The organism is Enterobacter cloacae complex sp. SYL003 (assembly GCF_049236925.1).
In the GTDB taxonomy this organism is placed as follows: domain Bacteria; phylum Pseudomonadota; class Gammaproteobacteria; order Enterobacterales; family Enterobacteriaceae; genus Enterobacter; species Enterobacter intestinihominis.
In genome coordinates this window covers 120,969-137,649 of the sequence record NZ_JBMKJK010000006.1, presented here as the reverse complement: position 1 = coordinate 137,649, position 16,681 = coordinate 120,969, and the positions used below count along the sequence as shown (strand labels likewise).

The following is a 16,681-nucleotide window of genomic DNA, read 5'->3' as shown; positions in this document are numbered from 1 at the left end:
GAATACACACCAAAATTATTGGCGGAAGATCACAGGAGTCGAACCTGCCCGGGAACGCTGGCGCCCCCAACTGGATTTGAAGTCCAGCCACCTCACCGGAGATGACGATCTTCCGCGCCTGCATTGCTACATGGAGGCGGGGCGCATTATAGCTACTTTCAGGCATTTACCACATACCCCACACCACTTTTTTCACCTCTCTTTTGACCTGAATCCCCCTGTTTCAGCTAATTCTTAAGAAAATCCTCAGGTTAGCATTTCGTGCTCATCAACTTTTATCCCGATCACAAAAAACAAGAAACGTAATCTCTTAACCAGAAAACGCAATACCCGCTCCTGAAACAATGGTTTAAAACCAATGCAACCGGTCTCAGCGCCCCCTACAGCGTGAAGGATAAAAATATGAGCGAAGTACTGTCAGTAAAAGAGAAGATTGGCTACGGCATGGGAGACGCCGCCAGCCATATCATTTTTGATAACGTCATGCTTTACATGATGTTTTTCTACACCGATATTTTTGGTATTCCCGCCGGGTTTGTCGGCACTATGTTCCTGCTGGCGCGCGCGCTGGATGCGATCTCCGACCCGTGCATGGGGCTGATTGCCGACCGCACCCGCAGCCGCTGGGGCAAGTTCCGTCCGTGGATTTTGTTCGGCGCCATTCCGTTCGGCATCGTCTGCGTGCTGGCCTACACCACGCCGGACCTCAGCCTCAACGGCAAAATGGTTTACGCCGCTATCACCTACACGCTGCTGACCCTGCTTTATACCGTGGTCAACATCCCGTACTGCGCGCTGGGCGGGGTGATCACCAACGACCCGACACAGCGTATCTCCCTTCAGTCCTGGCGCTTTGTGCTGGCGACGGCGGGCGGCATGCTCTCCACGGTGCTGATGATGCCGCTGGTGAACCTGATCGGCGGCGACGATAAGGCGTTCGGCTTCCAGGGCGGGATCGCCGTGCTGTCGGTGGTCGCGTTCCTGATGCTGGCGTTCTGCTTCTTCACCACCAAAGAGCGCATCCAGGTGCCGCCGAGCACCACCTCCATGCGTGAAGATCTGCGTGATATCTGGCAAAACGACCAGTGGCGCATCGTCGGCGTGCTCACCATCCTCAACATTCTCGCCGTCTGCGTGCGCGGCGGGGCGATGATGTACTACTGCACCTGGATCATGGGCTCGCCGGAGGTGTTCGTCGCGTTCCTGACCACCTACTGCGTCGGCAACCTGATTGGCTCGGCGCTGGCGAAACCGCTCACCGACTGGAAGTGTAAGGTCAGCATCTTCTGGTGGACCAACGCCGCGCTGGCGGTGGTCAGCGTGGCGATGTTCTTCGTGCCGATGCATGCCACCGTGCTGATGTTCGGCTTTATCTTTGTTATCGGCGTGCTGCACCAGCTGGTGACGCCGATTCAGTGGGTAATGATGTCCGATACCGTCGACTACGGCGAATGGACCAACGGCAAACGTCTGACCGGCATCAGCTTTGCGGGTACGCTGTTCGTGCTGAAACTCGGCCTGGCGCTGGGCGGGGCGATGATCGGCTGGATGCTGGCAGGCGGCGGCTACGACGCGGCAGCCAAAACCCAGAACAGCGCGACCATCAGCATCATTATCGGTCTGTTTACGCTGGCTCCGGCGATCTGCTACGTGCTGAGCGCCATTATCGCCAAACGCTACTACACGCTGAAAACCCCCTTCCTGACCAAAATCCTGCGCGAGCTGGCGCAGGGTGCGCGCCGCAATCAGCAGGAGTTTGAAAACCTGCCGGTCAGTAAAGAATTGCAGAACTAAGAGGACGTAAGCATGAAAATCAGTGATGGAAACTGGCTTATCCAACCGGGCCTTAACGTGACGTATCCGGTACAGGTGTTCGACGTGGAGCAGCAGGGCAATGACCTGGTGGTGTATGTGGCGCCGCGTGACGTGCGCGAACGCACCTGGCAGCTCGACACGTTGATGTTCACGGTGCGCCTGTTTGCTCCGCAGGAAGGGATTATCGGGGTGCGCATTGAGCACTTCCAGGGTGCGCTGAACAACGGCCCGCACTATCCGCTGAACGTTCTGAAGGATGTAAAAGTTGAGATTGAAAACAACGCCGAATTTGCCGAGCTGAAAAGCGGCAGCGTCAGCGTGCGCGTCACCAAAGGCGAGTTCTGGGCGCTGGATTTCCTGCGCAACGGCCAGCGCATTACCGGCAGCCAGCTGAAAAACAACGGCTACGTGCAGGATACCAACACCGATCGCAACTATGTGTTTGAACGTCTGGATCTGGGCGTGGGGGAAACGGTCTACGGTCTGGGCGAGCGCTTTACCGCCCTGGTGCGCAACGGTCAGACGGTCGAAACCTGGAACCGCGACGGCGGCACCAGCACCGAGCAGTCCTACAAAAACATTCCGTTCTACCTGACCAACCGTGGTTATGGCGTGCTGGTGAATCACCCGGAAAATGTCTCGTTTGAAGTCGGCTCCGAGAAAGTGTCCAAAGTGCAGTTCAGCGTGGAAGGGGAGTATCTGGAGTACTTCGTGATCGACGGCCCGACGCCAAAAGAGGTATTAAACCGCTATACGCAGTTCACCGGCCGTCCGGCGCTGCCGCCGGCGTGGTCGTTCGGCCTGTGGCTGACCACCTCCTTCACCACTAACTACGACGAAGCGACGGTCAACAGCTTTATCGACGGCATGGCCGAGCGCGACCTGCCGCTGCACGTGTTCCACTTCGACTGCTTCTGGATGAAAGCCTTCCAGTGGTGCGATTTTGAGTGGGACCCGGTGACCTTCCCCGACCCGGAAGGGATGATCCGCCGCCTGAAAGAGAAAGGGCTGAAGGTCTGCGTGTGGATCAACCCGTACATCGGCCAGAAATCGCCGATCTTCCGTGAGCTGAAAGAGAAGGGCTACCTGCTGAAGCGCCCGGACGGCTCCCTGTGGCAGTGGGACAAATGGCAGCCGGGGCTGGCGATCTACGACTTCACCAACCCGGACGCGTGCCGGTGGTACGCCGACAAGCTGAAAGGCCTGGTGGAGATCGGCGTCGACTGCTTCAAGACCGACTTCGGCGAGCGTATCCCGACGGACGTCCAGTGGTTTGACGGTTCCGATCCGCAGAAGATGCACAACCATTACGCCTACATCTACAACGAACTGGTGTGGAACGTGCTGAAAGAGATGGTGGGAGAAGAAGAGGCGGTGCTGTTTGCCCGTTCTGCCTCCGTGGGTGCGCAACAGTTCCCGGTGCACTGGGGCGGCGACTGCTACGCCAACTATGAATCGATGGCGGAAAGCCTGCGCGGCGGGCTGTCGATTGGCCTGTCCGGCTTCGGATTCTGGAGCCACGATATCGGCGGGTTTGAAAACACCGCTCCGGCGCACGTCTATAAGCGCTGGTGCGCTTTCGGGCTGTTCTCCAGCCACAGCCGCCTGCACGGCAGCAAATCCTACCGCGTGCCGTGGGCGTACGATGATGAGTCCTGCGACGTGGTGCGCCACTTCACCCAGCTGAAATGCCAGCTGATGCCGTACCTGTATCGTCAGGCTGCGCTGGCCCGCGAGTTCGGCACGCCGATGCTGCGGGCGATGATGCTGGAGTTCCCGGACGACCCGGCGTGCGATTACCTCGACCGCCAGTACATGCTGGGGGATTCGATGATGGTGGCGCCGGTGTTCTCCGAGGCGGGCGACGTGCAGTTCTGGCTGCCGGAAGGGCGCTGGACGCACCTGTGGCACAACGATGAAATCGAGGGCAGCCGCTGGCATAAGCAGCAGCACGATTTCCAGAGCCTGCCGGTCTATGTGCGCGACAACACGCTGCTGGCGCTCGGCAATAATAACCAGAAGCCGGACTATGCGTGGCACGAGGGGACAACCTTCCAGCTCTTCAACCTGAGCGATGGCGCAACGGCGGTGAGTGAAGTGCCTGCGGCGGACGGTTCCGTGTTGTTTACGCTGAAGGCGTCACGTCAGGGCGACGTCGTGACCTTTACCGGCACGGGAGATGCGCAAAACTGGTCGGTGTGCTTGCGCAACGTGCAGAAGGTCGGCGGCGTAAAAGGCGGTTCACATGCGGGCAGCGAATGGGGTGTGGTGGTGAAAGCCGAGGGGGATGAGGTGGTGATCCACCTCTGAGCTGGAAAAATGCCCGGTGGCGCTTCGCTTACCGGGCCTACGGTAATTATGCGGTCTGATGCCCTCACCCACGGGGAGAGGGAACCAAAACCTCGTAGGCCGGGTAAGGCGAAGCCGCCACCCGGCTTTTTACTGTGCCGGAGCCACCGCCGACACCATCCCGCCGGTCATCGTCTGCTGCACCTGCTGTTTATCCATATTTACCGCGCTCAGCTTCCCGTTCACCGTCGGCTTCAGCGGCGCATTCGCCTGCACGCTGCCGCTGGCGGTGAGCTGAATATTGCCGTCGCCCGCAATCGGCAGCGCTGGCCAGCCCCACTGCTGCAAGACGTTGAGCGGTACACCGCGCCCGTTCAGGCTCACGGTGGTTTGTCGCTGTGGCAGCTGTGACACGGTGGCGGTCGCTTCCAGGATCCCTTTCTCGGTAAAGGCGCTCAGGTCGGTAATGTTTACCGTTGCGGCGTTGGCATTCAGCGCCAGCGACGGGCGTCGCACGTCGACGCGGTTAAAGGTTGCTGCCGCCCCGTTCAGGGTTGCGTTACCGCCCCACACGCCCCACTTGTGGTCTTGCGCCAGACGCAGATTAGCGCCATAACCGTCGAGGGAGGTGATCTGCCATGGGAACGCCGGATCGATGTCGATCGCCAGGTTGCGGCTCAGGCCGAATTTTTTCAGCGTCACGCTGTTCAGCCATGCCGGAAGCGGATCCATCCACAGCGTTTTCCAGTTTTCCGGAAGCGTATATTCCAGCCCGGCAATGGCAACGTCGTCCAGCACCAGCGCGTTCCCGTCGCGCAGCCAGTTGCCGGAGGTGCGCACCATGCCCCCTTCCCAGCGGGAAGTGAACTGACGCAGCGCAATGCCCTGCGGGGAGAATTCCGCGTTCAGGATAGGGTCAAAAAGATGCAGCGAGCCGTAGATAAATTCGCTGGCGTTCATGGATAACCGTCCCTCCTGGCTTTGCCAGTCACCTTTAGTCAGGGTGAGGTTACGCAGGCTAAGATCAAGGTCGGTTACCGCCCAGTCTGGCCCCTGTAGACGGGCATCGGTCACTTCCAGCCGCCCAATCTGTAACGAAGGCAGGGTGGAGAGAGGGGCGAAGAAATCCAGCAGCGATTTGTCGCTTTGCAGGCGGATCTCATTCAGACGCAGGGTGTCGATAACCCAGCCACCGTCGGCATTACGCTGAGCCGACCCCGTAAGCGAGCCGCGCGCCATATCGGCACCGATGGTATTGAGCACCACCTCTTTGCCGTTGAGTTGTCCCTGAATCAGCACGTTGTTGGCCGGTATGCCGTTGAGCGTGAGCGACCCGGCGCTCATCTGGATTTGCGCATTTTTCCCCAGTACGTTCCCCGCCTCGGGCTGCCACGGGCTGACGCCACCGGTCACCTTTTGCGCACTGAGATCCCACTCCGTATTCGGGCTGTTAAAGGCCATGTTATTCAGTTGCAGACGATCGGCCTGGAACGGCAGCGGCGCCGTCTGTGGAGATAAATTCAGCGTGCCATCGAACAGGGTGATGGCGTCCATATGCAGCGGGTCGGTGATCTGGCGGCTGCTTAAGCCAATATCCACTTTTTTAGCGACCAGCGTGGCCGGTTTGCCATCTCGTCCGAAGGTAACGTTTTCCAGAAGAATGTGAGAAGGGGATGAAAAGCGGTGATCCATCAGGTCAAAGTTGAGCTCGTAATCGGTATTCACCGTGATCCAGCTACTGACCTGCGATGCGCCCCAGCGGGTCTGGAGCAGAAAATAAAAGGCGAGCACTACAATGAGCAGGGCTACCAGAAGATAGATAAGCAGCTTTCCAATAAATTTCATGGTCTTCCTTCCCGCGAAACGCACATAAGGGTGTTATGCACGATTTATGCGCAATGCTCAAGGCGGGAATGGTGTAAAGAGATGTCACGGCAGGCATTGACAGCCTGCCGTGTGGGGATCAGTTCTTTTCAGGCGGGAAAATGAGATTCAGCACGATAGCGGTAATACCGCCCGCGGCGATGCCGGAAGAGAGCAGGTTTTTCACCCAGTCCGGGGCAAACTGCAAAATCATCGGCTGCTGGGAGACGCCAAGCCCTACGGCGAGAGACAGCGCAATAATCATGATTGCGCGGCGGTTCAGCGGCTCGCGGGAGACGATACGCACGCCGGAGGCCGCGATGGTACCGAACATGACCAGCGTCGCGCCGCCCAGGACCGGCTCAGGGATGTGCTGCACAAACCCGCTTACCGCCGGGAACAGGCCGAGGACCACCAGCATCAGCGCCACCACAAAGCCCACGTAGCGGCTGGCAACCCCGGTCAGCTGGATCACGCCATTGTTCTGGCCGAAGCAGGAGTTCGGGAATGTGTTGAACACCGCCGAGACAAACGAGTTCAGTCCGTTCGCCAGCACGCCGCCTTTCAGACGTTTCATGTACAGCGGGCCGGAGACCGGCTGCTCGGACACGTCGGAGGTGGCAGTGATATCGCCAATGGTTTCCAGCGAGGTGATCATAAAGACCAGCATCAGTGGCAGGAGCAGACTCCAGTCAATGCCCAGGCCGTAGTAGAGCGGCGTTGGCACGGTAATCAACGCGCTGTTGGTTGGGGTGGTGTTTTCCGGCAGCATGCCCAGCGCCCACGCCAGCAGGTAACCGGCCGCCATGGCGATCACCAGCGAAGCCACGCGCAGGTACGGGTTACGCTGGCGGTTAAGCAGAATAATGATCGCCAGCACCACGCCTGCCAGCAGCAGGTTTTTCGGCGCGCCGAAGGTATGGTCGCTCATTGCCGCGTAGCCGCCCCCGATGGAGGTCAGACCCACCTGAATCAGCGACAGGCCGATAATCATCACCACCACGCCGGAGACCAGCGGGGTGATCACCCGGCGCGCAAGGTGCAGAACGCGGGAGATGATCATCTCTGTGCAGCTTGCCAGCATCAGGGTGCCGAATAGCGCCGCCATCATCGTCGGGACATCTGCGCCGCCGGTTTTCAGTGCCGTACCGCCCATGATCAGCGGCGCCACAAAGTTAAAGCTGGTGCCCTGAATCGACAGCAACCCCGAACCCACCGGACCCCAGGCTTTAATTTGAATGATGGAGGCTACACCGGAAGCGAACAGAGACATACTGATGATGTGTTGCGTATCCTGCGCCGGTAACCCCAGCGCCTGACAAATCAGCAGAGCCGGCGTGATGACCGCAACGAACATCGCCAGCAGATGCTGGCAGGCGGCAAACAGGGTTTGAGGTAGCGGGGGACGATCTTCAAGGCGGTAAATCAGTTCACTGTTTTGCTTCTGCGCAATCGGTTGCGCATCAGCAGACTCCAGAGTGTTAACAGACATCGGCGGCAATCCCACGGTGGAAAAGCGGGCATTTTAGCTGACCACCTGGTAAAAGCAAACGATTGCCAGCAAAAAAAAGAGAGAAAATCTGCCGGTGTGAGCAGGTTTTCTACAACGAACAGGAAAAAAAAATTACACTTTTCGCGCCGGCGGCTCATGACGAGCATCACCCGGCCCAGGATAACGCCGCGTGTGTATGGAACACGCGCATAACAGGAGCCTTTTATGATTCATCTCGATACGTTGTCGACCCTTGTTGCCGCAACGCTGGTTCTTCTGCTTGGTCGCAAGCTGGTACACAGTGTTTCCTTTCTGAAAAAGTACACAATTCCTGAACCTGTAGCCGGTGGATTGCTGGTGGCGCTGGCCCTGCTGGTACTGAAAAAAAGCATGGGTTGGGAAATTGATTTTGATATGTCCCTGAAAGATCCGTTGATGCTGGCCTTCTTTGCCACTATCGGCCTGAACGCTAACCTCGCAAGCCTGCGTTCGGGTGGCAAGGTGCTGGGCGTGTTTTTGATTGTCGTGGTGGGCCTGCTGCTGATGCAAAACGCCATCGGCATCGGTATGGCGTCGCTGCTGGGGCTGGATCCGCTGATGGGTCTGCTGGCGGGGTCGATTACCCTGTCAGGTGGCCACGGAACGGGCGCGGCGTGGAGCAAGCTGTTCATCGAACGCTATGGCTTTGAAAACGCAACGGAAGTGGCAATGGCCTGCGCGACCTTTGGCCTGGTGCTTGGCGGGCTGATTGGCGGCCCGGTGGCGCGCTATCTGGTGAAACATTCCACTACGCCGGAAGGCAGACCAGACGATGAAATGGTGCCGACCGCGTTCGAAAAACCGGACGTTGGTCGCAGCATCACCTCGTTGGTGATGATTGAAACCATCGCCATGATTGCCATCTGCCTCACCGTGGGCAAAATCGTTGCGCAATGGCTGGCGGGAACGGCTTTCGAACTGCCAACCTTTGTCTGCGTGCTGTTTATCGGGGTGATCCTGAGCAACGGTCTGGCGCAGATGGGCTTCTACCGCGTCTTCGAACGCGCGGTGTCCGTGCTGGGTAACGTCAGCCTGTCGCTGTTCCTGGCGATGGCGCTTATGAGCCTCAAGCTGTGGGAGCTGGCCTCGCTGGCGCTGCCGATGGTGGCGATCCTGGCGGTACAGGCCGTGTTTATGGCGCTGTATGCCATCTTTGTTACCTGGCGCATGATGGGCAAAAACTATGATGCGGCAGTACTGGCTGCGGGCCACTGTGGGTTTGGTCTGGGAGCGACGCCAACGGCCATCGCGAATATGCAGGCGATCACCGAACGGTTCGGCCCGTCGCACATGGCGTTTCTGGTGGTGCCGATGGTGGGCGCATTCTTCATTGATATCGTCAACGCGCTGGTCATTAAGCTCTACCTGATGCTGCCGATGTTTGGCTGACCGTCAGGCGTTGGAATACCGCTCGGTTTCCGGCATCCAGCGTTCAATTAACGCTGCCGCCTGTTCGGGGTAGCGTTCATGAATATGACGCGCAAGGCGTTGTACTTCGGGGATCATGGCCTGATCGCGCAGCAAATCCGCCACTTTAAATTCGGCGTTACCCGTCTGACGCGTGCCCAGCAGTTCGCCCGGGCCGCGGATCTCCAGATCTTTTTGCGCAATGACGAAGCCGTCATTGCTGTCGCGTAATACCTGCAAACGCATCTGCGCGGTTTTCGACAGCGGGGCTTTGTAGAGCAGCACGCAGTGAGAGGCGATCGCACCACGGCCCACGCGGCCTCGTAGCTGGTGGAGCTGCGCCAGGCCCAGACGCTCCGGGTTCTCAATAATCATCAGGCTGGAGTTCGGCACATCCACGCCCACTTCGATAACCGTGGTCGCAACGAGTAAGTGCAGCTCGCCCTGTTTGAACGACTGCATCACCGCCTGCTTCTCGGCAGGCTTCATGCGCCCGTGAACCAGACCGACGTTCAGCTCTGGCAGGGCGAGCTTTAACTCTTCCCATGTGGCTTCGGCAGCCTGCGCTTCCAGCAGCTCAGACTCTTCAATCAGGGTGCAGACCCAGTACGCCTGACGCCCTTCCTGCGTACAGGCGTTGCGCACGCGGTCAATGATGTCGCTGCGCCGCGTGTCCGGTATGGCAACCGTGGTCACCGGCGTTCGGCCCGGCGGCAACTCGTCGATGGTGGAGGTATCCAGATCGGCATAGGCCGTCATCGCCAGGGTGCGCGGAATCGGCGTGGCGGTCATGATCAGCTGATGCGGGTGGAAGCCCTGTTGCAGACCTTTCTCCCACAGCGCCAGACGCTGATGAACACCAAAGCGGTGTTGTTCGTCGATAATGACCAGCGCCAGGCCGTTAAACTGCACCTGTTCCTGGAAAATGGCGTGCGTGCCGACAATCATCTGCACCTGCCCGCTGGCAATGGCTTCCTGCTGCGCAAGACGTGCTTTGCCCTTCTGCTTCCCGGCCAGCCAGCCCACTTCGATCCCCAGTGGGGCGAACCAGTTACGGAAATTGTTGGCGTGCTGCTCGGCCAGCAGTTCTGTCGGCGCCATCAGCGCCACCTGCTTGCCGTGGGCGATAGCGCGTAACGCGGCCAGCGCGGCAACCAGCGTTTTCCCGGAACCCACGTCGCCCTGCACCAGGCGCATCATCGGCACATTCAGCGCCATATCGCGTTCGATCTCGGCGGTGACCCGCGCCTGGGCGCCGGTGGGTTTAAACGGCAGTGTGGCCAGCAGCTTATCTTTGAGCTCATCATGCGGGCTTAATGGCTGCGCGTGGAAACGCTGCGCACCTGCGCGCAGGGCCAGCATGCTCAGGTTGTGAGCCAGTAATTCCTCAAGGATAAGACGCCGTTGGGCGGGATGTTTACCGCTTTCTAAATCAACGAGCTGAAGCGTTGGCGGTGGACGGTGCAGGGTGCGCAACGCCTCCGGCAGGCTCATCATGCCCTGCGCCAGCTCCGGCGGCAGCAGCTCGTTAATGGCGCAGGTATCGAGCAGCTCCAGCGCCTGGTCGGTGAGCTTGCGCAGCGTGGCCTGCTTAATGCCTTCGGTGGTTGGATAGACCGGCGTGAGCGTCTCCTGTAGCTCAGGTGAGCTGAGATCGCCCTGCACGCGGTATTCCGGGTGGATCATCTCCGCGCCGTATTTGCCCCGTTTGGCTTCACCGTACGCAAGTACGCGTCGTCCGGTGGCAAGGCTGTTTTTCATCGCCGCATTGAAGTTGAAAAAGCGCATGGTGAGAATGCCGGTGCCGTCGCTGATCTGGCAGGTCATCATCCTGCGTCCGCCAAAGGTGATGTTGCAGTTCAGCACTTCCCCTTCAACGGTGGCGTAAATAGCGGGCAGCAGATCGCCAATTTTATAAAGTTGAGTACGGTCTTCGTAACGCAGGGGGAGGTGGAGCAGGAGATCCTGCACGGTGTGCAGGCCAATCTTCGCCAGTTTACTGCTTTGTGCCGCGCCCACGCCCGTCAGGCTGTTGAGCGGTATGGCGTCCAGCAGGCGGCCTTCCATGATTTACCCTGCGTACTGCATGGTGGACCACCACTCGGCATCGGCTTCAATTTCGCCCTGCGCGTTGACGTGGGGGTAAGGCAATTTCTTCTGCTTCGCAACGCGAGCCAGCACCGGATAGCCACCTTCAAACAGCAGGCGCTGCTGCTCCTCTTCCGGCAGCATGCTGTTGCTGCGCTCGTACATTCCGGCATTCTGACGCTGGCGCTGCGCTTCATACAGGATCAGCGCTGAGGCGACCGACACGTTGAGTGACTGGACCATGCCGATCATCGGAATGATGATGTCCCGGTCAGCCAAATCCAGTGCTTCCTGCGTGATCCCCGTTTTCTCCTGGCCCATTAAAATGCAGGTCGGACGGGTGTAGTCGATCTCACGGAAATCCACGGCTTTAGCAGAGAGGTTGGTTGCCAGAACCTGCATGCCACGCCCTTTCAGGTGCGAGACCGCTTCACCAATGGTCTGGTGAGTTTTCACGGATACCCAGCTGTTGCTGCCTGCGGCGGTGGAGGCCATGGTACGCATACGTGCGCCTGGCCAGACGGCGTGGACTTCATGCACGCCGACGGCATCTGCGGTGCGGACGATAGCAGAAACGTTATGAGGTTTATGGACCTGCTCCATGCAAACCGTCAGATCAGGCTGACGCCTGGCGAGCATTTCGCAGATTCGCTCGTAACGTGTTGAATTCATAATGCTAGTTTCGGTTACGGGTGACTTTAATGACATCCGGCATCACGCGGATCTTGCGCATAATATTGGCCAGATGTACGCGGTCACGGGCGGTCAGGCGAATAAAGGCGCTGTAAACGCGGCCATCTTTTTCTTCAGTATTCAGGCTCTGAATGTTTGACGAGGCCGTGTTGATCGCTGCCGTCAGGTTCGCCAGTGCACCCTGGTGGTTAAACATATCCACCTTGATTTCAGTGATAAATTCCTGCGCTGTCTCTTTATCCCATTCGACCGCCATGAACTTCTCAGGCTCTTTCTGATAGCCACGGATGTTACGGCAGGATTCGTGGTGGATCACCAGCCCTTTACCCGGGCTGACGTGCGCAATAATCGGGTCGCCCGGGATAGGGCGGCAGCATTTGGCGAAGGTGATGAGCACCCCGTCAGCGCCTTTGATTGGCAGGTGACCATGATTTTGCGCGTTAGCAGGAACGGCTGTCGTTTCGCCCTGTTGCAGGTTCTTCGCCACGACCACGCTCATGGCGTTTCCGAGGCCAATCTCTGCCAGCAGGTCATCCAGCGAGGCGAGCTTCATACGCTCCAGCTCATGCTGAATGTTTTCTGGTGGGATCTCTGCCAGTTTGCGGCTGCCACCCAGCGCGTGATTGAGCAGACGACGCCCCAGGCTAACGGAGTCGTCGCGCTTGAGATTTTTCAGCAGCTGGCGGATTTTTGCGCGCGCTTTTGAGCTCACGACAAAGTTCAGCCAGGCGGCGTTAGGACGTGCGCCCGGCGCGGTAATAATTTCGACAGTCTGCCCGCTGAAGAGCGGCTGCGACAGCGGATAAGGCTGCCTGTCGACGCGGGCACCCACGCAGGCATGGCCGATATCGGTATGCACGGCGTAAGCGAAGTCGACCGGCGTCGCGCCCGCAGGCAGTTCGACAATGCGCCCTTCCGGCGTGAAAACGTAAATCTCATCCGGGAAGAGATCGGATTTAACGCTCTCGATAAATTCAAACGAGCTACCTGCACTCTGTTGCAGCTCCAGCAGGCTCTGCATCCAGCGCTGGGCGCGGATTTGCGCGGTGGTGCTGCTTTCGCCGCCGTGCTCTTTATAAGCCCAGTGCGCCGCGACACCCATTTCCGCCATCTGATCCATGTCTTCGGTACGAATTTGCACCTCAACCGGAACGCCGTGCGGGCCAATCATCGAGGTGTGCAAAGACTGGTATCCGTTCGCTTTTGGAATGGCGATGTAATCTTTGACGCGCCCCGGACGTGGCTTGTACAGGCTATGCATCTGCCCCAGCACGCGGTAGCAGGTGTCCGAGTCGTGGACGATGACGCGGAACGCGTAGATATCCATGATCGAGTGAAAACGCTGCTCCTTGAGCACCATTTTGCAGTAGATAGAGTACAAATGCTTTTCGCGACCGCTGACGCGGCACGGAATACCGGCTTCCTGCAAGCGCCCTTCGATTTCAGAGAGGATCTTTTGAATCATCTCTTTACGGTTACCGCGAGCGGCTTTCACCACCTCTTTAATCACGCGATAGCGGTTCGGGTATAACGCTTCAAAACCCAGCTCTTCCAGCTCGGTTTTAATGTGATGAATACCTAAACGGTGCGCCAGCGGACTGTAGATTTCGAGGGTTTCACGGGCGATGCGGCGACGTTTATCCGGGCGAAGTGAGCCCAGCGTGCGCATATTGTGGGTGCGGTCAGCAAGTTTGATGAGAATGACGCGGATATCCTGCACCATCGCCATGATCATCTTGCGAAAGTTTTCGGCCTGCGCCTCTTTCTTATCGCGGAATTTCAGCTTATCAAGCTTAGAGACCCCTTCCACCAGCTCGGCAACGCTTTTGCCAAACAGCTGTTCCATGTCCTGGTAGGTGGCAGGGGTATCTTCAATCACGTCATGCAGCAGGGCGGCCATGAGCGTTTCGTAGTCGAGTTTCATCTCGGCCAGAATACAGGCCACCGCTACCGGGTGCGTGATATAGGGTTCACCGCTTGAACGTGTCTGGCCCTCGTGAGCGTCACGTGCAACGAGATACGCCTGCTGAAGACGCTTAATCTGGTCTTCAGGCAGGTAGGTTTGAATCAGTTGATTCAGGCTTTCAAACAGATACAAGGGCGACCCGCAGGTTTAATTAACGACGACCTTCAGCAATGGCGGTTACGGCCTGCAGTTCTGCGGCTTCCTGCTCTTGCTGCTCCTGGCGCTCACGCACGTCGAGGATCTGGTTGTTGATCAGACCTTCTTCGATTTCGCGAAGTGCAATAACGGTGGTTTTATCGTTTTCTTCCGGTACCAGCGGATCTTTACCGCCTACCTGCATCTGACGAGCGCGACGCGCGGCGACCAGTACCAGGTCAAAACGGTTACCAATTTTCTCTACAGCGTCCTGAACAGTTACGCGTGCCATACTTAAAATGCTCCACAGGTGAAGAAATGACTGGGCATGATACTGAAAGTGGGTTCAGTCTGCCAACAGTTTGGTGATTAATGCGTCATGTCGCTGCTTCTGGCGGCTCATACGCAGACGTTCTGCGCGAAGGATAGTTTTGAGATCGCTCAGCGCGGCATCAAAATCATCATTCACAATAAGGTAATCATATTCCGCGTAATGGCTCATTTCTGCAACAGCCTGTGCCATACGCTTCGCGATAACTTCTTCGCTGTCCTGGCCGCGACCCCGCAGGCGGCGATCCAGTTCATCTTTCGATGGCGGTAGAATAAAAATACTGCGCGAATCAGGCATTTTCTTACGAATTTGCTGCGCGCCCTGCCAGTCGATATCCAGGAACACGTTCACGCCGGTCGCCAGAACCTGCTCAATGGTTTCACGCGAAGTACCGTAGTAGTTACCGAATACTTCTGCGTGTTCAAGAAACGCGTCTCTGCCAATCATCGCTCTGAATTCGTCGTGATTCACAAAGAAATAGTGTTCACCGTGCACCTCACCCGGACGCGGTGCTCGCGTGGTGTGAGAAACAGAAACCTGCGTATCGTACAACGGTTGGGTTTTTAACAGTGCCTGAATAAGGCTGGATTTACCCGCGCCACTAGGGGCAGAAACAATATAAAGCGTGCCTTGAGCCATGAGAGTCTTTTGTATGTGTTAACGAAGAAGTCCTACATACGGGCTTATTATACACGTCGCCGCTGTGTGACGTAGCCTTTGTCACACTTTTTCCCGTGGATGATTAAATTTTGCGTGCCGTTTTCAGGTTTTGTCTGCGGTTTGCAGCAACAAAAAGAAACGCTGGATAACGCCTCGTAAAGCGTAACGTTGCCATTCGCGTCGTTTTCAATACCGGGTTATACCTCCTCCAACGCAAAGGAGGGGTAATAATGTGGCGATGGATAAGCGGGTTTGCGCTGTTGTGGTGTAGCACCGGGTTAGCGGTATGCCCGGTATGGTCGCAGGCAAAAGCAGAAAAGGAAATTGTAGCGCTGAGCGCGCAGATCAAACGCTGGGACGATGCTTACTGGAAGCAGGGAGTCAGTGACGTTGATGACGGGGTTTACGATCAGCTTAACGCGCGGTTGAACCAGTGGCAGCGCTGCTTTGGTCATGTCTCTTCCGAAGAGAGACCGCCACCTCTGACAGGTAGTGTGACACACCCGGTTGCGCATACGGGCGTGCATAAGGTTGCCAGTAAAGCTGAGCTCAGCCAGTGGATGCGAGCCCGGCAACATCTCTGGATGCAGCCCAAAGTGGATGGCGTGGCTGTGACGCTGGTGTACCAGGGCGGGAAGCTTGTCCGGGCCATTAGCCGTGGCAACGGTGTGAAAGGTGAAGACTGGACGGCGCAGGTTCGATCAATCCCCTCTGTTCCGCAAAACCTGTCCGGCCCCCTGGCAAATAGCGTCTTACAGGGTGAACTGTTCTGGATTCATGAAAACCACATCCAGCGTCAGATGGGGGGGATAAACATGCGGGCAAAAGTGGCGGGCGCCATGATGCGTCATAACGATAGCGCACTTCTCAGGCAGCTCGGCGTGTTTATCTGGGCCTGGCCGGATGGACCTAAAGAGATGCAGGTATCTCTGGATGCGTTGTCAAAAGCCGGGTTCACCCTGACGGCGCGTTATACGCTGCCCGCCGCGTCTGTGAATGCGGTCGAAGCGCAGCGTTCAGCGTGGCATACAACAGCATTGCCCTTTGCCACGGACGGCATTGTGGTGCGTTCAGCGGATGAACCCGCGGGCGACGGTTGGTTACCCGGTGAAGGCCGTTGGGTTGTCGCATGGAAATATACGCCTGTCGCTCAGGTTGCTGAAGTGCGAGGGATACAGTTTGGCGTCGGGCGAACGGGCAAGGTGTCCGTTGTAGCCGAACTGGATCCAGTAAAGCTTGATGATAAACAGGTGCGGCGGGTGAGCCTGGGGTCGGTCACACGCTGGCAGCGGCTGGATATTGTTCCCGGCGATCAGGTTCTGATAAGCCTCGCCGGGCAGGGGATCCCCCGATTCGATCGAGTTGTCTGGCGGGGAGCGAACAGGGAAAAACCAGAACCTCCGGCCCTGCAGTACCACTCGCTGACCTGTTTTTATGCCTCACCAGCGTGTATGGAACAGTTCTTTGCCCGGTTGACGTGGCTTAGCTCAAAACAAGGGCTAGGGATCGAGGGGTTAGGCGAGGCGGGCTGGCGAACGCTTCATCAGACGCATCGTTTCGAGCATATTTTTTCGTGGTTAACACTGACGCAGGCGCAGCTACAGTCCACGCCTGGCTTTTCCGCCGGGCGCGGGTTATCGCTCTGGCATCGTTTTAATATGGTGCGCAAGCAACCTTTTATTCGCTGGGTCACAGCGATGGGGATCCCGCTGACAAAAGCCACGCTGAATGCGGTTGGGGCGGCGTCGTGGCAGGCGCTGAATCAGCGGAGCGCCGCTGACTGGCAGGCTTTGCCGGGAACAGGTGAAGAGAAGGCGCAGCAGGTCGTTAACTGGCTGCATGCGCCTCCTGTTGATAGGCTGGCAAGGTGGCTGGCTGAGCAGCACATTAACGGGTTCTGACC

The 16,681-nt window shown here is 57.8% G+C and carries 11 protein-coding genes and 1 tRNA gene; 4 read left to right on the top strand and 8 right to left on the bottom strand.

Annotated features, from left to right (window positions below; genetic code table 11):
- Window positions 1-19: 19 nt before the first annotated feature.
- Window positions 20-114, bottom strand: a tRNA-Sec gene (locus tag ACOT1A_RS09890).
- A gap of 288 nt (window positions 115-402) precedes the next feature.
- On the opposite strand from ACOT1A_RS09890, the gene ACOT1A_RS09885 reads away from it, so the two are divergent.
- Both ACOT1A_RS09885 and yicI read left to right on the top strand, forming a co-directional pair.
- Window positions 403-1,794, top strand: a complete 1,392-nt coding sequence (locus tag ACOT1A_RS09885) for a glycoside-pentoside-hexuronide family transporter (RefSeq protein ID WP_015570055.1) — start codon at window positions 403-405, stop codon at window positions 1,792-1,794.
- A 12-nt stretch (window positions 1,795-1,806) separates the two neighbouring features.
- Window positions 1,807-4,125, top strand: a complete 2,319-nt coding sequence (gene yicI, locus ACOT1A_RS09880) for an alpha-xylosidase (RefSeq protein WP_165715888.1) — start codon at window positions 1,807-1,809, stop codon at window positions 4,123-4,125.
- Between the two features lie 129 nt (window positions 4,126-4,254).
- Here the strand turns inward: yicI and ACOT1A_RS09875 are convergent, their stop codons facing one another.
- Window positions 4,255-5,949 carry an AsmA family protein gene (locus ACOT1A_RS09875; RefSeq protein WP_276169987.1) on the bottom strand — a complete coding sequence of 565 codons (1,695 nt, stop codon included), beginning with the start codon at window positions 5,947-5,949 and terminating at the stop codon, window positions 4,255-4,257.
- A 118-nt stretch (window positions 5,950-6,067) separates the two neighbouring features.
- Window positions 6,068-7,459 (bottom strand): xanthine/proton symporter XanP, encoded by a 1,392-nt coding sequence (gene xanP / locus ACOT1A_RS09870; protein WP_015570053.1) that lies wholly within the window; start codon window positions 7,457-7,459, stop codon window positions 6,068-6,070.
- A gap of 225 nt (window positions 7,460-7,684) precedes the next feature.
- Between xanP and gltS the strand changes: the two genes are divergently transcribed.
- On the top strand, window positions 7,685-8,887 hold the full coding sequence (gene gltS / locus ACOT1A_RS09865) for a sodium/glutamate symporter (protein WP_006812438.1): 1,203 nt from the start codon (window positions 7,685-7,687) through the stop codon (window positions 8,885-8,887).
- Between the two features lie 3 nt (window positions 8,888-8,890).
- On the opposite strand, the gene recG is transcribed toward gltS, so the two are convergent.
- The 5 genes from recG to gmk are packed head-to-tail and all read right to left on the bottom strand — an operon-like array spanning window position 8,891 to window position 14,757.
- Window positions 8,891-10,972 carry an ATP-dependent DNA helicase RecG gene (gene recG / locus ACOT1A_RS09860; RefSeq protein ID WP_421625516.1) on the bottom strand — a complete coding sequence of 694 codons (2,082 nt, stop codon included), beginning with the start codon at window positions 10,970-10,972 and terminating at the stop codon, window positions 8,891-8,893.
- Window positions 10,973-10,975: 3 nt separating this feature from the next.
- Window positions 10,976-11,665 carry a tRNA (guanosine(18)-2'-O)-methyltransferase TrmH gene (gene trmH / locus ACOT1A_RS09855; protein ID WP_032622047.1) on the bottom strand — a complete coding sequence of 230 codons (690 nt, stop codon included), beginning with the start codon at window positions 11,663-11,665 and terminating at the stop codon, window positions 10,976-10,978.
- A gap of 4 nt (window positions 11,666-11,669) precedes the next feature.
- On the bottom strand, window positions 11,670-13,784 hold the full coding sequence (spoT, locus tag ACOT1A_RS09850) for a bifunctional GTP diphosphokinase/guanosine-3',5'-bis pyrophosphate 3'-pyrophosphohydrolase (RefSeq protein WP_022646616.1): 2,115 nt from the start codon (window positions 13,782-13,784) through the stop codon (window positions 11,670-11,672).
- Between the two features lie 19 nt (window positions 13,785-13,803).
- Window positions 13,804-14,079, bottom strand: coding sequence for a DNA-directed RNA polymerase subunit omega (rpoZ, locus tag ACOT1A_RS09845; protein WP_000135058.1), 276 nt, complete (start codon window positions 14,077-14,079; stop codon window positions 13,804-13,806).
- 54 nt (window positions 14,080-14,133) lie between these two features.
- Window positions 14,134-14,757 (bottom strand): guanylate kinase, encoded by a 624-nt coding sequence (gene gmk, locus ACOT1A_RS09840; RefSeq protein WP_006177710.1) that lies wholly within the window; start codon window positions 14,755-14,757, stop codon window positions 14,134-14,136.
- Window positions 14,758-15,008: 251 nt separating this feature from the next.
- On the opposite strand from gmk, the gene ligB reads away from it, so the two are divergent.
- Entirely contained in the window at window positions 15,009-16,679 is a 1,671-nt protein-coding gene (gene ligB / locus ACOT1A_RS09835) for an NAD-dependent DNA ligase LigB (protein WP_105322878.1), read from the top strand.
- Window positions 16,680-16,681 lie beyond the last annotated feature (2 nt).

Coding starts and splice junctions, on each gene's coding strand:
- xanP (WP_015570053.1), bottom strand. CDS start 7,459: ATGTCTGTTAACACTCTGGAGTCTGCTGATGCGCAACCGATTGCGCAG.
- gmk (WP_006177710.1), bottom strand. CDS start 14,757: ATGGCTCAAGGCACGCTTTATATTGTTTCTGCCCCTAGTGGCGCGGGT.
- gltS (WP_006812438.1), top strand. CDS start 7,685: ATGATTCATCTCGATACGTTGTCGACCCTTGTTGCCGCAACGCTGGTT.
- recG (WP_421625516.1), bottom strand. CDS start 10,972: ATGGAAGGCCGCCTGCTGGACGCCATACCGCTCAACAGCCTGACGGGC.
- trmH (WP_032622047.1), bottom strand. CDS start 11,665: ATGAATTCAACACGTTACGAGCGAATCTGCGAAATGCTCGCCAGGCGT.
- rpoZ (WP_000135058.1), bottom strand. CDS start 14,079: ATGGCACGCGTAACTGTTCAGGACGCTGTAGAGAAAATTGGTAACCGT.
- ACOT1A_RS09885 (WP_015570055.1), top strand. CDS start 403: ATGAGCGAAGTACTGTCAGTAAAAGAGAAGATTGGCTACGGCATGGGA.
- ligB (WP_105322878.1), top strand. CDS start 15,009: ATGTGGCGATGGATAAGCGGGTTTGCGCTGTTGTGGTGTAGCACCGGG.
- ACOT1A_RS09875 (WP_276169987.1), bottom strand. CDS start 5,949: ATGAAATTTATTGGAAAGCTGCTTATCTATCTTCTGGTAGCCCTGCTC.
- yicI (WP_165715888.1), top strand. CDS start 1,807: ATGAAAATCAGTGATGGAAACTGGCTTATCCAACCGGGCCTTAACGTG.